General features: G+C 42.9%; 15 protein-coding genes and 1 other RNA gene. 5 read left to right on the forward strand and 11 right to left on the reverse strand.

The annotated features are described in order from the left end of the window. Positions 1-149 precede the first annotated feature (149 nt). Together fdhD and QUF78_RS25800 are read right to left on the reverse strand one after the other, a co-directional pair. Positions 150-947, reverse strand: a complete 798-nt coding sequence (fdhD, locus tag QUF78_RS25795) for a formate dehydrogenase accessory sulfurtransferase FdhD (RefSeq protein WP_289326931.1) — start codon at positions 945-947, stop codon at positions 150-152. A gap of 55 nt (positions 948-1,002) precedes the next feature. After that, on the reverse strand, positions 1,003-1,365 hold the full coding sequence (locus tag QUF78_RS25800) for a Na-translocating system protein MpsC family protein (protein WP_289326932.1): 363 nt from the start codon (positions 1,363-1,365) through the stop codon (positions 1,003-1,005). A gap of 333 nt (positions 1,366-1,698) precedes the next feature. On the opposite strand from QUF78_RS25800, the gene fdhF reads away from it, so the two are divergent. The 3 genes from fdhF to QUF78_RS25815 all read left to right on the forward strand — a co-directional run bounded on the left by fdhF (position 1,699) and on the right by QUF78_RS25815 (position 5,630). Next, entirely contained in the window at positions 1,699-4,638 is a 2,940-nt protein-coding gene (gene fdhF, locus QUF78_RS25805) for a formate dehydrogenase subunit alpha (protein ID WP_289326933.1), read from the forward strand. An 18-nt stretch (positions 4,639-4,656) separates the two neighbouring features. Then, complete coding sequence (locus QUF78_RS25810) at positions 4,657-5,133, forward strand: helical membrane plugin domain-containing protein (protein WP_289326934.1); 477 nt, start codon at positions 4,657-4,659, stop codon at positions 5,131-5,133. Between the two features lie 218 nt (positions 5,134-5,351). Next, complete coding sequence (locus tag QUF78_RS25815; protein ID WP_289326935.1) at positions 5,352-5,630, forward strand: hypothetical protein; 279 nt, start codon at positions 5,352-5,354, stop codon at positions 5,628-5,630. A gap of 68 nt (positions 5,631-5,698) precedes the next feature. On the opposite strand, the gene QUF78_RS25820 is transcribed toward QUF78_RS25815, so the two are convergent. From QUF78_RS25820 to secG, 6 genes are all read right to left on the reverse strand, one after another. Further along, positions 5,699-6,712 (reverse strand): nuclease-related domain-containing protein, encoded by a 1,014-nt coding sequence (locus QUF78_RS25820; protein ID WP_289326936.1) that lies wholly within the window; start codon positions 6,710-6,712, stop codon positions 5,699-5,701. A gap of 194 nt (positions 6,713-6,906) precedes the next feature. Further along, positions 6,907-7,268, reverse strand: a transfer-messenger RNA (tmRNA) gene (ssrA, locus tag QUF78_RS25825). 123 nt (positions 7,269-7,391) lie between these two features. Continuing rightward, positions 7,392-7,859: an SsrA-binding protein SmpB gene (gene smpB / locus QUF78_RS25830; RefSeq protein WP_057912049.1), complete on the reverse strand. Its 468-nt coding sequence runs from the start codon at positions 7,857-7,859 to the stop codon at positions 7,392-7,394. Positions 7,860-7,927: 68 nt separating this feature from the next. Further along, the gene (gene rnr / locus QUF78_RS25835; protein ID WP_289326937.1) at positions 7,928-10,285 is read right to left on the reverse strand and encodes a ribonuclease R; all 2,358 of its coding nucleotides are present in this window, start codon (positions 10,283-10,285) and stop codon (positions 7,928-7,930) included. Positions 10,286-10,318: 33 nt separating this feature from the next. Further along, on the reverse strand, positions 10,319-11,065 hold the full coding sequence (locus QUF78_RS25840; RefSeq protein ID WP_289326938.1) for an alpha/beta hydrolase: 747 nt from the start codon (positions 11,063-11,065) through the stop codon (positions 10,319-10,321). Between the two features lie 141 nt (positions 11,066-11,206). Beyond that, positions 11,207-11,440: a preprotein translocase subunit SecG gene (gene secG, locus QUF78_RS25845; RefSeq protein WP_061465545.1), complete on the reverse strand. Its 234-nt coding sequence runs from the start codon at positions 11,438-11,440 to the stop codon at positions 11,207-11,209. Positions 11,441-11,616: 176 nt separating this feature from the next. Between secG and QUF78_RS25850 the strand changes: the two genes are divergently transcribed. Together QUF78_RS25850 and QUF78_RS25855 are read left to right on the forward strand one after the other, a co-directional pair. Next, entirely contained in the window at positions 11,617-12,159 is a 543-nt protein-coding gene (locus QUF78_RS25850; RefSeq protein ID WP_289326939.1) for a hypothetical protein, read from the forward strand. Positions 12,160-12,214: 55 nt separating this feature from the next. Beyond that, a complete protein-coding gene (locus QUF78_RS25855) occupies positions 12,215-13,039 on the forward strand; it encodes a M15 family metallopeptidase (protein ID WP_289326940.1) in 825 nt (274 codons plus the stop codon). A 215-nt stretch (positions 13,040-13,254) separates the two neighbouring features. Here the strand turns inward: QUF78_RS25855 and eno are convergent, their stop codons facing one another. Genes eno through tpiA form a run of 3 tightly spaced genes read right to left on the reverse strand, consistent with a single transcriptional unit; the run spans position 13,255 to position 16,870 of the window. Then, complete coding sequence (gene eno, locus QUF78_RS25860; protein ID WP_144478107.1) at positions 13,255-14,550, reverse strand: phosphopyruvate hydratase; 1,296 nt, start codon at positions 14,548-14,550, stop codon at positions 13,255-13,257. A 30-nt stretch (positions 14,551-14,580) separates the two neighbouring features. Beyond that, positions 14,581-16,116 (reverse strand): 2,3-bisphosphoglycerate-independent phosphoglycerate mutase, encoded by a 1,536-nt coding sequence (gene gpmI / locus QUF78_RS25865; RefSeq protein ID WP_289326941.1) that lies wholly within the window; start codon positions 16,114-16,116, stop codon positions 14,581-14,583. Continuing rightward, positions 16,109-16,870 (reverse strand): triose-phosphate isomerase, encoded by a 762-nt coding sequence (tpiA, locus tag QUF78_RS25870; protein WP_289314431.1) that lies wholly within the window; start codon positions 16,868-16,870, stop codon positions 16,109-16,111. Before tpiA ends, gpmI begins: the two co-directional genes overlap by 8 nt. Between the last annotated feature and the right edge of the window lie 29 nt (positions 16,871-16,899).

Below are 16,899 nucleotides of genomic sequence, written 5' to 3' on the forward strand. Positions count from 1 at the left end.
TTATGTATTCCAGTATTACATGCCATAAAAGGCCTGATGGATATATCCTTTTACAAAGACAAAAAAGCCCAAGCCATGCCGGCAAGGACTTTCCCTTAAAGCGCATTCCCCAACCCGCCTTAGGAGCTGCATCTTTCAGCAAAGGATGATCAGTCATTCAATTGAATTCTTTCAGGGCAGGTATAGATATTCAGTGAATCATTACGAATGAACCCGACCGTGGTGATCCCCAATCCTTCAGCCAACTCCAAAGCCAATTCGGTTGGAGCGGATTTCGAGAGTATCAGTTCACAGCCGATCTTCGCCACTTTCAAAAGAATTTCCGATGAAATCCGGCCGCTGAACACGATGGCTTTCCCTTCTATCGAAATACCATTTTTCAAGCAATGGCCGTATATTTTGTCCAAGGCGTTATGCCTTCCAATGTCCATCCTGCTTAATACGAGGCCATCGACATCACATAATGCGGCATTGTGAACTCCGCCTGTATTCTGGAAGGTGACAGCAGAATTTTGTAAATCCTTCATCAAGCGGAAGCAGTCATCAGGAGTCAATTTTACCGAAACATGATCCATTTTCTTGGCAGTCAACGCATCATTCACAAAGACGAATCCCTGTCTGCTCATCCCGCAGCAAGATGTGATATACCGCTTATTTTGAAAGTCCTGGTAGTAAGGGTTCACTTTATCAGTCTTCACATGGACAAAGCCTTCTTTTTCCTGGACCCAGATTTCTTTTATCTCTTCATATTTTTTGATGATGCCTTCCGAAGCCAAATAACCAATCACCATATCTTCGATGTATTCAGGTGTACAAACCATCGTGACAAATTCCTGGCCATTTATTTTCACAGTAACGGGAAACTCCGTTACGACCGTATCTTCCGTTCGCTCCATGTTACCTTTGGTTATCCGGATGATGCCCCTCTTCATTTCAATCGCTTTCATGTTCCCACTCCTTTTAATATCCAGGAGCCAATTGACCAATATGTAAGGAACATGGTCAATGCCCGTTGAGTTTGTCAGCAATATTCTTATCAAATACAAATACGGAAATCGCTATGTTCTCTTTGATTTTGATGTCTGAAAACAAATGGACCAGTTTTGCTCCAACCAGTTCTTCCATTCCATCAGGAGGACTCTCTGAATACACATCCTGTATCATTTTGGTTCGTGCTGAATGGACCATGTCCCTTCCTTCCTCTGATCTTGATATGAACATTTCCGTAGGAGTCAAATTCCCATATAGTGTAGTAACGGCCATATTATCGACGAAAACCGTGTGTATGCGGTCTGGTCCTTTACCGAAGAGTTCCTTGCGCAGCTTACGAATCATATCATTAAATTCATGGATAACTTTTGACACCCTTACGTCACTCCAATTCAAGGAAATTAAGTTCTCAATTGTTTTATCATAAAACAACGCGAAGAAAAACGAAAGGCATTTGGGAATGATAACCTCCATCAAGGATTGTTTCTCCTTAAAATTAAAGTTATAATATCAAAGAGGAAAGTTGGGAGTATAATAGTGTACTGTTGTGTCCCCATCTTTTTTAAAATTATCCATTATGGTATGGATTGGTATATTGGCAAGCATTGCTATTAAACTATTCCACCATGACCTACACTTCCGTTCAGAGCCGGAGGTGTGATCATGGTGGTTTTTTGCGTGTTTTTGGCTATAAAAGGGGGATATATAATGAGCGATTCAAACATCACCATCAAAATCAATGGGATGGATTATACCGCTAAAAACGGTGCGACAATACTGGAAGTCATCAATCAAAACGAGATAGCCCATCCACAGATTTGTTATGTACCTGAAGTGGATCCGATCCAAACATGCGACACATGCATCGTCGAGGTTAACGGGAAACTCGTCCGATCATGTTCGACAACGGCAATGAACGGCATGGATATTGCCTTGGACTCAAACAAGGCAAAAGAAGTCCAAACCGAAGCCATGGACCGTATCCTGGAAAATCATTCTTTATACTGTACTGTATGTGATAATAATAACGGAAATTGTAAACTGCATAACACAGCAGAATTAATGGAAATTGAGCACCAAAAATATCCTTACACACCGAAAGTGGAATTGGGTGCCGTCGATATGTCCCATCCATTTTACCGCTATGATGCCAATCAATGCATCGCATGCGGGCAGTGTGTTGAAGTCTGCCAAAACCTTCAGGTCAATGAGACTCTGTCCATCGACTGGGAAGCAGAACGCCCTCGGGTAATCTGGGATGAAGGAACGGAAATCAATAACTCATCTTGTGTAGGCTGCGGACAGTGTGTAACCATTTGTCCTTGTAATGCTTTAATGGAAAAATCGATGCTTGGTGAGGCTGGTTTCATGTCAGGTTTGAAAAACGATATGCTTGAACCAATGATTGACCTTGTTAAAGAAGTGGAACCTGGATACAGCGGGATTTTTGCCATTTCGGAAATTGAAGCGGCTATGCGTGAAACACGGACGAAGAAGACAAAAACGGTCTGTACGTTCTGTGGGGTAGGATGTACATTCGAAGTCTGGACCAAAGGCCGTAAAATCCTTAAAGTCGAACCTACTCATGAAGGCCCCGTTAATGCGATTTCCACTTGTGTTAAAGGGAAATTCGGTTGGGACTTCGTAAACTCGGAAAAACGTTTGACCAAGCCCCTGATTCGTAAAAATGGAAGATTCGTTGAATCAAGCTGGGATGAAGCACTTGATTTGGTTGCATCCAGACTCGGTTCGATCAAACAGCAATACGGCGGAAATTCAGTAGGCTTCATTTCCTCATCCAAGATCACGAATGAAGAAAACTATGTAATTCAAAAACTCGCACGGCAAATGTTCGAAACGAATAACGTCGACAATTGCTCTCGTTATTGCCAATCCCCGGCAACAGACGGATTGTTCCGTACAGTCGGCATGGGTGGAGATGCTGGTACGATTAAAGATATCGCCGCCGCAGGTCTCGTCATCATCGTTGGGGCTAACCCCGCAGAAGGACATCCGGTTCTGGCGACTCGCGTTAAACGGGCCCAAAAGCTTCACGGACAGAAACTGATCGTTGCGGACATTCGTAAAAATGAAATGGCCGAGCGTTCTGACATCCATATCAGTCCAAAACAAGGAACAGACCAAGTTTGGCTGATGGCCGTTACAAAATATATGATCGATCAAGGCTGGCATGATCAAGAATTCATCAATGAAAATGTTAACTTCTTCGATGATTATAAAGAAGTACTTGAGAAATATACCCTGGAATATGCAGAACTGAACACAGGTATTTCAAAAAAAACATTGACCCAAATAGCTGAAAGCATTCGCGATGCAGATGGTACATGCATTCTCTGGGGAATGGGCGTAACACAAAACACTGGTGCTTCCGATACGTCGGCTGCAATTTCCAACCTGCTTTTAGCTACAGGTAACTACCGTCGCCCAGGAGCGGGAGCTTATCCGCTTCGCGGCCACAACAATGTACAGGGCGCTTGCGATATGGGCACCCTTCCAACATGGCTTCCAGGATATCAGCATGTTACCGATGATGCGGCACGCGCTAAATTCGAAAAAACTTATGGGGTTAAAATCGACAGCAAACCAGGCATGAACAATATCGAAATGCTCGAAGCGATTGATAAAGGCGACATGAAAGCCATGTATCTTGTAGGCGAAGATATGGCACTCGTTGATGCGGATGCAAACCATGTCGATAAAGTGTTATCCGGATTGGATTTCTTTGTTGTCCAGGATATTTTCCTTTCAAGGACAGCCCAATATGCTGACGTGGTATTACCCGGAGCTCCATCTCTTGAAAAAGACGGAACGTTCACCAATACGGAGCGCCGTGTACAGCGTTTATATAAAGCCCTTCCAACTTTGGGAGATTCTAAAGCGGACTGGGAGATCACTCAAGAGATCGCCAACCGCTTAGGTGCGAATTGGGACTACACCCACCCCAGTGAAATCTATGATGAAATGGCAAGCCTGTCACCAATATTCAGCCAAGCCAATTACGAGGTGCTGGAAGGATGGAACAGCTTCCTATGGGGAAGCCATGATGGATCAAACACGCCGCTTCTTTATGTGGATGGCTTCAATTTCCCTGATAAGAAAGCACGCTTTGCACTGGCTGACTGGGTGGAACCGCATAAATTTCCAGAAGAATATGACCTTCATATCAATAATGGACGCATGCTCGAGCATTTCCATGAAGGAAATATGACGAACAAATCCAATGGCATCCAATCGAAAGTACCTGATATTTTCGTTGAGGTTTCACCAGAACTTGCTAAAGAACGTAAAGTCAGTGATGGCGGACTCGTTCGCTTAGTGTCGCCATTCGGTGCCGTTAAATTAAAAGTCCTGATCACAGACCGTGTAAAAAATAATGAGCTATTTTTACCGATGAACTCAGTTGATAAAGACTCAGCCATTAACTTCCTGACTGGTCCCATCTATGATCAACGCACAAGCACGCCCGCTTACAAACAGACGATGGTCCGCATGGAAGTATTAAGTGCAAGCGGAGATATCCCATTACCGGGTACCAACCCACGGAATAAAAAACGTCATCCTCAAAACGGTGTCGAGGTTGAACTTAAGTGGGCTCGTCCAGGGTATGTTCACTTAACGGATAAATAAACGAGGAGGGTGAAGATCATGGCAGCTCCCATTACGGAAATCCATAATCCCATTACTGAGGAAGAAATAAAACTTCAAAAACTAGAAGAACTGAAAACGCTGATCACCAACAATGAAGATGCATTAAACAATATGTTTAAAATTGTCAATGAACTGAATGACTCCGGAGTATTCGAAGCTGCGACCTCCATGCTTCAAGGAAAAGAACAAATTGCCAAAATCGCACTTCACCAAGTCACTAGACAACCTGTAACAAACCTGATCAATACCCTTATGGGGGCAACAGGAGCCTTGATGAATGCCGATGCCGCACAATCCACGAAACTGCTTAACAGTGCACTGGCAGGAATCGATGAAGGAAACAAATTCCTTCAGGCCGATAAAAAAATCGGCGTTTTGGATTTAATGAAAACGTTAAATGATCCAGACATAAACCGGGCAATCGGCTTTGGCGTCCACTTCCTAAAGGGAATGGGCAAGGAATTAAAAGAATAGTATCAGAAAAAAGACTTAAGAGAAGTTCATGCTTCTTTTGAGTCTTTTTCTATCATGTAGGACGATATTGTCTAAAACAAAAGGATGGACTCTGGCAGCAATTAAGATCGATGGAATAATGTCCATGGATCTATTACTCCTATTGAATCCAACCAGCGCATAGGTAGTAAAAGAAGCTCTTAATAATAGTTAATACTGCCAGAGTATGGATTGTAATGATGCTATCTAGGTATTATGAGTTATTATCACATGGCTTTACAGAGCAAGAGGTTAATGAGTTAGATAGATTTTTCATGTGGGTTTACGGCACAAAAAATCACCCCACAAAGGAAGAAATGAGAAAAAAAATGGCAGATATAAAAAATATGGAGATTGAAGAATTACATCTTGCCTCAGTAAAAAAAATCTTATTAGCTTATCAAGCTGATGGGGTTTTTCCAGTAATAGATATTATTTTGGGGGATTTCCAAAATGTTGATGTGAATATAGAGAAATGATTTTTACTATTAAGGAATGGTATAGAAACTATTCCTTTTTTAATAATTAAGGCAAGATCACTCAGAAATCACTCATCAAAATTCAGGCTGAACACCCTCCCTTTATTCGCACCTTTGCTTGTCAATTTCAATGATTGCAAGATTCTCGTTGTACTGGATGCAGAGGAAATGTTTAAAAAATCCCTCAACTGCCGATTCGTTATAGTCGATCCTAATAGATGAAAATAATCTCGAAAAGCCTGAATATGTGCATCCTTATTGGATAGCTGGCATTGATTGCAAAACCAGGTGCCATGCCTTCTAATTAACGGAAACCCCTTACAATTTTCACATATCACTCCTTTTATTAGGTCCTCTTCGGTAAGGTTGTATCGTTCCAGAATGGAAGAGGCCGCTTCGATATGATACTTATTTAAAATACGAACTACTTTCTTCAAATCCTTTTCACCTAAAATGGAATCTGTGATGGAATGCTCCATCAGATTGATTCTTGAGGGAAGCCCATCGGGATGGATGACTTTGTAGTGGAGCTTACGGTTTTCAGGAGACGTACGGATGATTGTTTGGGGATTACTGATGACAATCAATGAAAGGATGGGAAATGAAAGGATGGGAAGTGAGGGAAAGCCATTTTTCAAGAACCAATTCCTCAACTGTGATTCCTGGCGGTTGACTTGAACGATGGGATCTGGAAATGCCGTCTCTTTTCCATCTTTCGTTCGAATGAGCTGATTGAAATGCGGATCAAAATAGATCGAACCAGCTATATTCTTCACTTCAATGATAAGGGCGAATTTCTTCGACACTAATAAGGTATCCATTTGAAAAAAACGGGACTGATCCTGCAGCCTTAAATCGTGGAAGATGAAATAGCTTTTCGATTGAAGAAAGCTTAATGGAAAATCAATGGAACATTCCCCTTTATAGCCCGCTTCCCTTTTTTTGAGATCTTTGATGATTAAGGGGATTTTAGGATGATTCGGAGAAAGCCTGCGCGTTAAAGCACGTAATTTACATATAGTAAGAGGAACTTTTCGCCTTTTTACAATCAATTTCATCGCTCCAATCTTGGTTTCTCCCAAAGGATTCTACAGCAGTAGGGAATATTCCTTTAAATGATAGCGATTATACAATTTATCAGCGAAATCGGGAATATATCTCCGAAAATGGAGATATATCAGCGAAAACTCATGATATATCTACGAATTATACGATTTATCGATTTTTCGACAAATCGATTAAAAAAACGCAAATAAAAAACCACCAATATATGTATTGGTGGAGACGGTGGGAGTCGAACCCACGTCCAGACATAACGGCACTTAAGCTTCTACGAGTGTAGTCGATATATTCGCATTTCGCGAACTCATTAGCCTATCGACAGGCGGCAGAGCAGCTAGTCTGATTGGTCTCTTCCTTCATCCTCAGACGGTGGATTCCGGTGTATCCCACTTAGAGTGAGTCCCTTACCCTACCACGTGGGCCATGGAGGGAGGAACAGCTAACGACTGTTGTTACGCAGCGAAAGCTAGGTTGTTGTTTTGTTTGCCAGTTATAGGCGTTGACGTTTTAACGAGGCCGATCCCCTCGACTCGCAACTTAAGCTCGAACTATCCCTGTCGAATCCGTAACGTCCCCATGATTGAAATGGAGCGTACGAGAGAAGAATAGTCAGCAAGTTGGCTGATATTCAATTGTCATCGGTACAGGTTTAATTATAACAGATTGGTTCAAAAAATCAATTGTAAGGTCTTGGCAGTTCTACATCTTTTGACGATCACGGAAAGCACGTTCAATATCACGCTTCGCTTCCTTCTTCTTCAGGTCATCACGCTTGTCATATTGTTTCTTCCCTTTTCCAAGTCCGATTAAAACTTTGGCAAAGCCATTCTTTAAATACATTTTCAACGGGACGATGGTGTAACCTGTTTCCTTTGTTTCACCGATCAGTTTACTGATTTCTTTCTTATGCAAAAGAAGCTTCCGTGTCCGCAACGGGTCATGGTTAAACTGGTTTCCCTGCTCATAAGGACTTACATGCATATTATGAAGATAGATTTCACCATTTTCTATTTTAGCGAAGGCATCCTTCAAATTCACTCGGGCTGCACGGATTGCCTTGATTTCCGTCCCTTTCAAAACGATACCTGCTTCAAATGTTTGTTCAATAAAGAAATCATGATAAGCTTTTTTATTTTGTGCTAGTTGTTTACCTGAGCCTTTTGGCATCTAACTCTCCCCTTTTTTACATCCAATCGCGGAGAGAGGATGAAATGATCATCCCCCCGCCTCAATCTTTATCTCTTTTTTGGTTTTCTCTTGCGCTTGGCAGCCGGCGCATTTTCAAAGAATTTTTTCTTCTTTTTCGATTTTTTCTCGGAAGAAGGCGCATTTCCATTACGGCCGCCGCCTTTTCCCTCGTTACGTCCCCCATTGCCACCACGGCTACGTTTACGTTCACCTGAATTGGCTTTGAATATTTTCTTCTCGCCAGATGGACGCGGACGGCTTACCTTCATGCCGATAATTTCAAAATCGATGGCGCGTTCCTCTTTATTGACGTTGGAAACTCGGACGTCGATCTCATCGCCAATCCGGAACACATTACCGGTACGTTCCCCGATCATTGCAAGCTGACGCTCATCAAAGCGGTAATAATCATCCGTCATGAAGCTGACATGGACAAGACCTTCAATGGTATTCGGCAACTCGACGAACATCCCGAAATTCGTAACGGAACCAATGATCCCGGTATATTCTTCGCCGATTTTATCAAGCATATATTCCGCTTTCTTCAAATCATCCGTTTCCCGTTCGGCATCGACTGAGCGACGTTCACGTTTCGATGTATGATCGGCAATCTCAGGTAAAATGGCATTCCATTTCTCCTTCGTGGCTTCATCGAGTTTACCTTCCACCAAGTAGGTCCTGATCAACCTGTGTACGATCAAATCCGGGTACCGGCGAATCGGTGATGTGAAATGTGTATAAAACTCAGCTGATAAACCAAAGTGGCCTAGGCTCTCCGGGTCATATTTCGCTTGTTGCATGGAACGAAGCATGACGGTGGATATGACCGTTTCTTCCGGTTTACCGGCAACTGCCTCAATGATTTCCTGTAGCGCCTTAGGATGAACGTCATTTGCCGATCCCCGAACAATATATCCGAAGTTCGTAATGAATTCAAAGAAACGCTGCAGTTTTTCTGGCTTGGGATCTTCATGGATACGGTAAATGAACGGTACATCAAGTCGGTGGAAATGCTCTGCAACGGTTTCGTTAGCCGCAAGCATGAACTCTTCAATCAGCTTTTCCGCAACCGACCTTTCACGTAAAACCACATCAGTCGGATGTCCCTCTTCATCAACGATAACTTTCGCTTCATTAAAATCAAAGTCGATTGCACCGCGATTCATCCGGTTTTTACGAAGGATGGCCGCTAACTTCTCCATGTCCTGGAACATCGGAACCAAAGCTTCATAGCGTTCGAGTTGTTCTTCATCTTTATCCACAAGGATTTTGTTCACATTGCCATATGTCATACGTTCCGTCGTCTTAATGACACTTTCAAAAATTTCATGGTTGACGACTTCACCATTTGGCGTGATTTCCATTTCACAAGAGAGTGTAAAACGATCCACTTGCGGGTTCAAGGAACAAATGCCATTCGATAAACGATGCGGGATCATCGGAATTACCCTGTCCACCAAATAAACGCTCGTCCCTCTTTCTAAGGCTTCCTTATCGATTGGAGAGCCTTCCGTTACATAATGGCTGACATCAGCAATATGCACACCCAGCTTATAGTTGCCATTTTCAAGTTTGGAAACAGTGACGGCATCATCCAGGTCCTTTGCATCCGCCCCATCAATCGTGACCAAAACATCATTCCGCAAATCCCTGCGGCTGCCAATTTCACTTTCTTGAATGGTATCCGAAACGGCATTGGCTTGCTCCATGACGTCATCCGGGAATTCCATCGGCAAACCATACTTATGGATCACTGAAAGAATATCTACACCAGGGTCATTCTTATGCCCAAGAATCTCAATGACTTCGCCTTCAGCACTTACGCGTCCTTCAGGATAAGAAGTCAGCTTGACGACAACCTTATGGCCCTCTACCGCTCCATGGGAAGCATGTTGTGGAATGAAGATATCGTTTGCGATCTTTTTATCATCTGGGATGACGAAACCAAAACTTTTACTTTCAGAGTATGTACCGACCACTTGTGTAATGCCGCGTTCAAGTATTCTGATGACCGTGCCTTCTTGTCTTGAGCCGGATGTTTCCGAAGATACGCGTACCATGACGACATCTCCATGCATCGCTGTACCCGTTTCATTCGGCGGAATGAAAATATCATCCATGCCTGGGTTATCTTCTGGTGTCACAAAAGCGAATCCCTTTGCATGCCCCGTTAATTTACCGCGGAACAAATTCATTTTTTGCGGCAGGCCGTAACGATTGCTTCTCGTTCTGACCACCAGTCCCTTTTCTTCCATTTTAACTAGAGCCTTAACGAAATTCTTGAAATCTGCCGAGTCTTCAATTTTCAAAGCCTCTTCAAGTTCCTGTACGGTTAATGGCTTATATGCTTCATCCGTCATGTACGTAAGAAGCTTATTAATATGTTCTTGAATGTTATCTTCCATGAAAACCCTCCTATTCAGGGTATGATAAATTTGTTATTCGGACCAATCCAGACTTTCTAAAAATTCAAATACATCTTCATGCAACTGGTTTCGTTCTTTATCAAGAGTTATGACGTGACCGGATTCTTCATACCACTTGATTTTTTTTACTGGTGATTCAATGGCATCAATAATAATATCGGCACTTTTTGGATTGATAACATCATCATGACGACCCTGCACGACAAATGTCGGCGCGTAAATAAGATCGACGTGCTCGCGTACATCAGTTATCAATTCCTGAAGGGCTTTCAATGTATTCATTGGTTTATCGGCAAGGAGGTCCATTTCAAGCTCAATTTGCTCTTGAGTTTTCCCTTCGTACTTCTTAAATTCTCTGGCGTACTCCAAAACTCCTTTATACATCATTTCTTCACTTTTGATATACATAGGCGCACACATTGATACGATACCCTTTATAGGTACAGTGTAACCTAATTTAAGAGAAAATACGCCTCCTAATGAGAGTCCAGCAACAGCAATTTCTTCATGGCCCTCACTTTTAAGAAAATCATAGCCCATCATGACATCTTTCCACCAATCTGAAGGACCCGTTTTCACTAACTCCTCCGGCGGAACGCCATGTCCTTTATAGTGCGGGGCATGGCAGGTGTATCCCTGTTTCTCCAAGTAACGGCCAAGCATCCGCACATCTGCGGAATTCCCCGTAAATCCATGTAAAAGTAAGACAGCTCTTTTTCCGCCTTTAAAAGTAAAGGGCTGCTGCAGTTTGATTTTCATGATTTTAACTCCTTTATCGGTAAATAGAATCCAAAAAAATTCCCTATCCTATAATTAAGTACTAAAATCACTATATCTATTCATGCAACTATTGTGCAAAGAAAAAAGCCTAGCTATTTAGCTAGACTCATTTTTGATCCATTACACATCAAAGAATGCAACAAGTAAAGTTAAAGCAAAGAATAAAATGGCTAATACTACCGTTGCGCGATGTAAAACAAGGTCCAAACCGCGTGCCTTTTGCTTTCCGAATAGCTGCTCGGCACCGCCGGCAATCGCACCTGATAAACCTGCACTTTTACCTGATTGAAGCAATACCGTCACAATGAGGGCGATACTGACAATCACTAAAAGCGTTATGAGAAATGCATGCATGCAATGACACCTCCTGAAGAACCAATAAACAATTACTTTAACTTTACCACACCCACTAAATATCCACAATCTTTGTTATACTATAATGGAAAGAATTCCTAAACACCCATAGTCATTTATTTCTTTTTGATACAAAGTTTGAGATAATTTGCATAAAGAGAGAAAGAGGTGTCACCATGTTTAAGTCCATACTTCGGATTCTTGATCTCCTGACCATCCTATTCTCGGCAGTTGCCGGCTATTCTTTATGGGCAGGCGGAAGCAATCTTTTGAGTATCCTATTAATCATCCTATCACCGCTTTTATTGCTGCTGGCAAAGTATCACGGAAATCGATACTTATTATTTGCTGCATATATCACGACAACCGTTTATTTTACTGCTATTATTTATAATGGACTTTCCAATAGCGGTATCGACTTTTTCCAATCAAGCTTCAATGTCCTCCTGATAGGGGCGGCAGCCGTCTTGCTGAGCATCATAGCAGCTGTCATTGGGTTTGGAACCAATACCCTTACGATCCTATGGTTATCGCTGCATGCCCTTGTCACATTCGAGACAATCAGGATGTCATCCGGTTTCCTTTCACACTTTTGGTCCGATCCCGTCGTGGAAACCGCAGTCCGTAATGATTATCCTTTTTTGTTGATGGTCGTCTGGATTGGCTTATTTCTTGATAAATATCAAAGTGAGTTAACAAGGGATTACTTATCACGATAATCTTTCAAAACTATTTTTATTGGAAATCTTATATTAAAAGCAAGGGGCCTTTCACATGTTAAAACCTATATTTGCAGCAACTGCTCTATCATCTTTCATTCTGATGGCTGGCTGTTCATTCGATCTGACCAGCAATGATGAAAAAGAGCAAAAAGAAGAACAACCGAGCTCCCCGGAGACGGAGACAGAAACTGACAAGAATAATGATGAAAAAGAATCGGCCCAACGCCAGGTGGAAGTTGATGAAACAGCTAAACCCGGACAGGCTGGCCTTCAGACATTAGCCCATCCGGAAGGCATTCCTGTACTTGTCAATAAACAATACAGCCTACCTGAAGATTACAAACCTGCAGACCTTATCTACCCAAAAGTGGATTTCATCTTTCAAGATAAAATTGAAAAAAGAATGATGCGCGAGGAAGCGGGAAAGGCACTTGAAGTAATGTTCCAGGCTGCCGAAAAAGAAAACATGCACTTTGCCGGAGTTTCCGCTTATCGCTCACACCAAAGACAGATCGCGGTCTTTAATAACTATGTGGCTAAAGATGGGGAAGAAAAAGCGAAAACCTACAGTGCAATGCCTGGGACAAGCGAGCATGAAACGGGACTCGCGATTGATGTCACGACCCAAGATGGTGCATGTGCCGCCCAAGACTGCTTCGGTGATACGAATGAAGCCGCCTGGCTTGCTGAACATGCACATGAATACGGATTTATCATCCGCTACCCTGAAGGCAAGGAAAACATCACAGGTTATAAATACGAACCATGGCACATCCGCTATGTCGGTGTCGATGCCGCAACTGAAATCTATGAAACGAAGAGTACATTAGAAGAATACTATAATGCCATACCAGTGGAAGCTGTATCGGATAAATGAAAAAAAGGTGCCCGGATGCGGCACTTTTTTTTTTGAATTGGTATTAATCAAACGTTTGATTAAATACGTTAATCAGCCCTCCCAGTCCCTTTCGCCAACTTCATGAATATAAAAAACCTCCTATTCGAATGTGGATTGCCACATTGAATAGGAGGTGAAAAGAAATTACGATACTGAATCCGCAAGCTTCTCGTCAGAAGCCGAATTCAAAATAATTACTTTTTCAAGTTATAGAAAGATTTCAAGCCGCCATATACAGCCAAGTCACCAAGCTGGTCTTCGATGCGAAGAAGTTGGTTGTATTTAGCGATACGGTCTGTACGGGACATGGAACCGGTTTTGATTTGTCCAGCGTTTGTTGCAACGGCGATATCAGCGATCGTTGCATCTTCCGTTTCACCTGAACGGTGGGAAACGACTGCAGTGTAGCCTGCGCGTTTAGCCATTTCGATTGCATCAAATGTTTCAGTCAGTGTACCAATTTGGTTCACTTTGATCAGGATGGAGTTACCGATCCCTTTTTCGATTCCTTCAGCCAATTTTTTCGTGTTCGTTACGAATAAATCGTCACCCACTAATTGAACTTTAGAACCAATGCGTTCCGTTAGAAGTTTGTGGCCATCCCAGTCATTTTCGTCCAAGCCGTCTTCGATGGAAAGAATAGGGAATTCATTCACTAGCTCTTCATAGAAAGCAACCATTTCTTCGGATGTAACGCCATTGCGACCTTCGCCTGCAAGGTCATATTTGCCTGTTTCTTTGTTATAGAATTCAGATGATGCTACGTCCATACCAAGGTAGATATCTTCGCCTGCTTTATAGCCTGCTTTTTCAATTGCTTCGATGATGACTTGCAGCGCTTCACGGTTTGAACCAAGGTTTGGCGCAAAGCCACCTTCATCGCCAACTGCCGTATTCAAGCCTTTAGCAGAAAGGACTGATTTCAATGCATGGAATACTTCAGCACCCATACGGACCGCTTCTTTAAAGCTTGGAGCACCTACAGGAAGGATCATGAATTCCTGGAAGTCAACATTGTTATCGGCATGTGATCCGCCGTTAATAATGTTCATCATTGGAGTTGGAAGTTGTTTCGCATTGAAGCCTCCAAGGTAACGATACAATGGTAAACCTGAAAATTCCGCAGCGGCATGGGCAGCAGCCATTGACACACCAAGGATTGCATTAGCTCCCAAGTTCCCTTTGTTTTCAGTACCATCCAATTCAATCATAGTTAGGTCTAGGCCAGCTTGGTTCGTTACATCCAAACCAATGACAGCATCAGCAATGATATCATTTACATTATCAACTGCTTTTTGTACCCCTTTACCCAGGTAACGAGATTTATCTCCGTCACGAAGCTCAACCGCTTCGTGTTCACCTGTGGAAGCACCTGATGGTACGATTGCACGTCCGAAGTAACCGGACTCTGTTTGGATTTCTACTTCTATTGTTGGATTACCACGGGAATCTAGCACTTCACGTGCATATACATGTTCGATGTACGGCATTATAAATCTCTCCTTTTCCAATTCACAATTTTATTTAGATAATAGGGATTTCCCTGTCATTTCAACAGGTTTTTCGACTCCAAGCAAATCAAGCATCGTTGGAGCTAAATCGCCTAGGATTCCACCTGTTCTTAATGTTACCTGATTTTTAGTGATAATGACAGGCACAGGATTCGTTGTATGGGCTGTCATTGGGTTGCCTTCGAGCGTTACGACTTCATCAGCATTCCCATGGTCAGCTGTAATGATGGCCGTACCGCCTTTTGAGACGATTAAATCGACTATCCTGCCTAGGCATTCGTCAACGGTTTCAATCGCTTTAATGGTAGGCTCAAGCATCCCTGAATGACCAACCATGTCCGGATTGGCAAAATTCAAGAGGATCGCATCGAAGCGGTCAGCCTCAATTTGTTCCATCAATGCATCAGTCAATTCATAAGCACTCATTTCCGGCTGTAAATCATATGTAGCTACTTTCGGAGAATTAATCAAAATCCTCTCTTCACCAGGAAACTTCTCTTCACGTCCGCCGCTCATGAAAAACGTCACATGCGGATATTTTTCAGTTTCAGCGATACGAAGCTGGGTAAGCTGGTTTTGGGAAAGTACTTCCCCTAATGTATTATCAAGATTTGTCGGCTTAAAAGCAACATATCCGTCAACTGTTTCCGAAAAATGTGTCAAGCAGACAAAATGAAGATGCTTCGGATGTCCAGGACCGCGGTCAAATGAGCGAAAGTCCTCGTTCGTGAACGTATTCGAAATCTGGATCGCCCGGTCTGGACGGAAGTTATAAAAGATGACGGCATCATCATCTTTAATCGTCGCCACCGGTTTACCATCTTCCGCCGTTATGACTGAAGGTATCACGAATTCGTCAAAAATACCATGTTCATAGGAATCCTCGACACATTCCATGGCAGAAGGGTAAGAAGGTCCATCACCATACACCATAGAACGGTAGGACTTCTCCACACGCTCCCAGCGTTTATCACGGTCCATCGAATAATACCTTCCTGAAATGGTCGCGAACTGACCAACACCGATTTCCTTCATTTTCGCTTCCGCTTCCTTAATATAACCTTGCGCCGTTTTAGGTCCGACATCACGTCCATCTAAAAATGCATGTACATATACATTTTTAACTCCTTCTTTAGCGGCCAATTTCAGCAGGGCATACATATGTTCAATATGACTGTGAACGCCGCCATCTGAAAGAAGACCGAAAAGATGAAGGTCCGTCCCTTTTTTCTTGGTATGGCTCATGCCATCGACCAAAGTTGGGTTTTCTGCAAACTCCCCTTCACGGATTGCCAGGTTAACACGGGTCAGACTTTGATAAACGATCCGTCCTGCCCCGATATTCAAATGGCCCACTTCCGAGTTACCCATTTGACCGGCAGGCAAGCCGACCGCTTCCCCGCTTGCAGTTAAATGGGAATGCGGATACTGTTCCCAATAACGGTCAAAGTTCGGTTTTTTCGCATGAAAAACAGCATTTCCTTCTTCTTCGTTACGGCAGCCAAAACCGTCCAAGATGATAAGTGCCACAGGCGACTTACTCATAGTGACCAGCCTCCAGCAATTGTAAAAAGGAATCGGTTTTCAAGCTAGCCCCGCCTACCAACGCACCGTCAATGTCAGGTTGTGCCATGTACTCTTTAATATTCTCAGGTTTTACACTGCCACCGTACTGGATGCGGATGGCAGCGGCTGCTTCATTTGAAAATTTGTCAGCAACCACAGAACGGATATGTGCACAAACTTCATTTGCATCTTGAGCAGATGACGATTTTCCTGTTCCAATCGCCCAAATCGGCTCATATGCAATGACGGCTTGTTTCAATTGTTCGTCTGATAATCCAGCTAAGCCTTTTTCAATCTGGCTTCCAACGAAATCATTCGTTTCGCCAGCTTCCCTTTGCTCAAGTGTTTCACCGCAACAAACGATAGGGGTCATCCGGTGGGCAAAAGCGGCATGCGCTTTTTTATTAACGGCTTCATCCGTTTCGTTGAACATTTCCCGGCGTTCGGAATGACCAAGTATGACGTAGGATACACCAAGATCAGCTAAAGCGATCGGGCTGATTTCTCCCGTGAAAGCACCACTTTCTTCAAAGTGCATGTTCTGCGCCCCGATTTTCACATCGGTTCCTTTTGCTGCTTGAACCAGTTGATCCAAAAACAAGGCTGGAGCACATACAACCGTATCGATTAAATCTTGCTTTGGAATCAAATTGCTCACTTCTTCTAAAAAGGCAGTCGCCTCAGATAGTGTTTTATTCATTTTCCAGTTTCCTGCAATAATCGGTTTACGCATTTGGTTTATCATCCCTTCTAAAGTTGAAA

Origin of the sequence: Peribacillus sp. ACCC06369 (assembly GCF_030348945.1) — a bacterium.
GTDB lineage: Bacteria > Bacillota > Bacilli > Bacillales > DSM-1321 > Peribacillus.

Bases quoted from the DNA above. Each gene is read 5' to 3' on its own strand.
- smpB (WP_057912049.1), bottom strand. From the start codon at position 7,859: ATGCCAAAAGGCTCAGGTAAACAACTAGCACAAAATAAAAAAGCTTAT.
- QUF78_RS25815 (WP_289326935.1), top strand. From the start codon at position 5,352: ATGCTATCTAGGTATTATGAGTTATTATCACATGGCTTTACAGAGCAA.
- eno (WP_144478107.1), bottom strand. From the start codon at position 14,550: ATGCCGTACATCGAACATGTATATGCACGTGAAGTGCTAGATTCCCGT.
- rnr (WP_289326937.1), bottom strand. From the start codon at position 10,285: ATGGAAGATAACATTCAAGAACATATTAATAAGCTTCTTACGTACATG.
- fdhD (WP_289326931.1), bottom strand. From the start codon at position 947: ATGAAAGCGATTGAAATGAAGAGGGGCATCATCCGGATAACCAAAGGT.
- gpmI (WP_289326941.1), bottom strand. From the start codon at position 16,116: ATGAGTAAGTCGCCTGTGGCACTTATCATCTTGGACGGTTTTGGCTGC.
- QUF78_RS25840 (WP_289326938.1), bottom strand. From the start codon at position 11,065: ATGAAAATCAAACTGCAGCAGCCCTTTACTTTTAAAGGCGGAAAAAGA.
- QUF78_RS25850 (WP_289326939.1), top strand. From the start codon at position 11,617: ATGTTTAAGTCCATACTTCGGATTCTTGATCTCCTGACCATCCTATTC.
- secG (WP_061465545.1), bottom strand. From the start codon at position 11,440: ATGCATGCATTTCTCATAACGCTTTTAGTGATTGTCAGTATCGCCCTC.
- QUF78_RS25810 (WP_289326934.1), top strand. From the start codon at position 4,657: ATGGCAGCTCCCATTACGGAAATCCATAATCCCATTACTGAGGAAGAA.
- QUF78_RS25855 (WP_289326940.1), top strand. From the start codon at position 12,215: ATGTTAAAACCTATATTTGCAGCAACTGCTCTATCATCTTTCATTCTG.
- tpiA (WP_289314431.1), bottom strand. From the start codon at position 16,870: ATGCGTAAACCGATTATTGCAGGAAACTGGAAAATGAATAAAACACTA.
- fdhF (WP_289326933.1), top strand. From the start codon at position 1,699: ATGAGCGATTCAAACATCACCATCAAAATCAATGGGATGGATTATACC.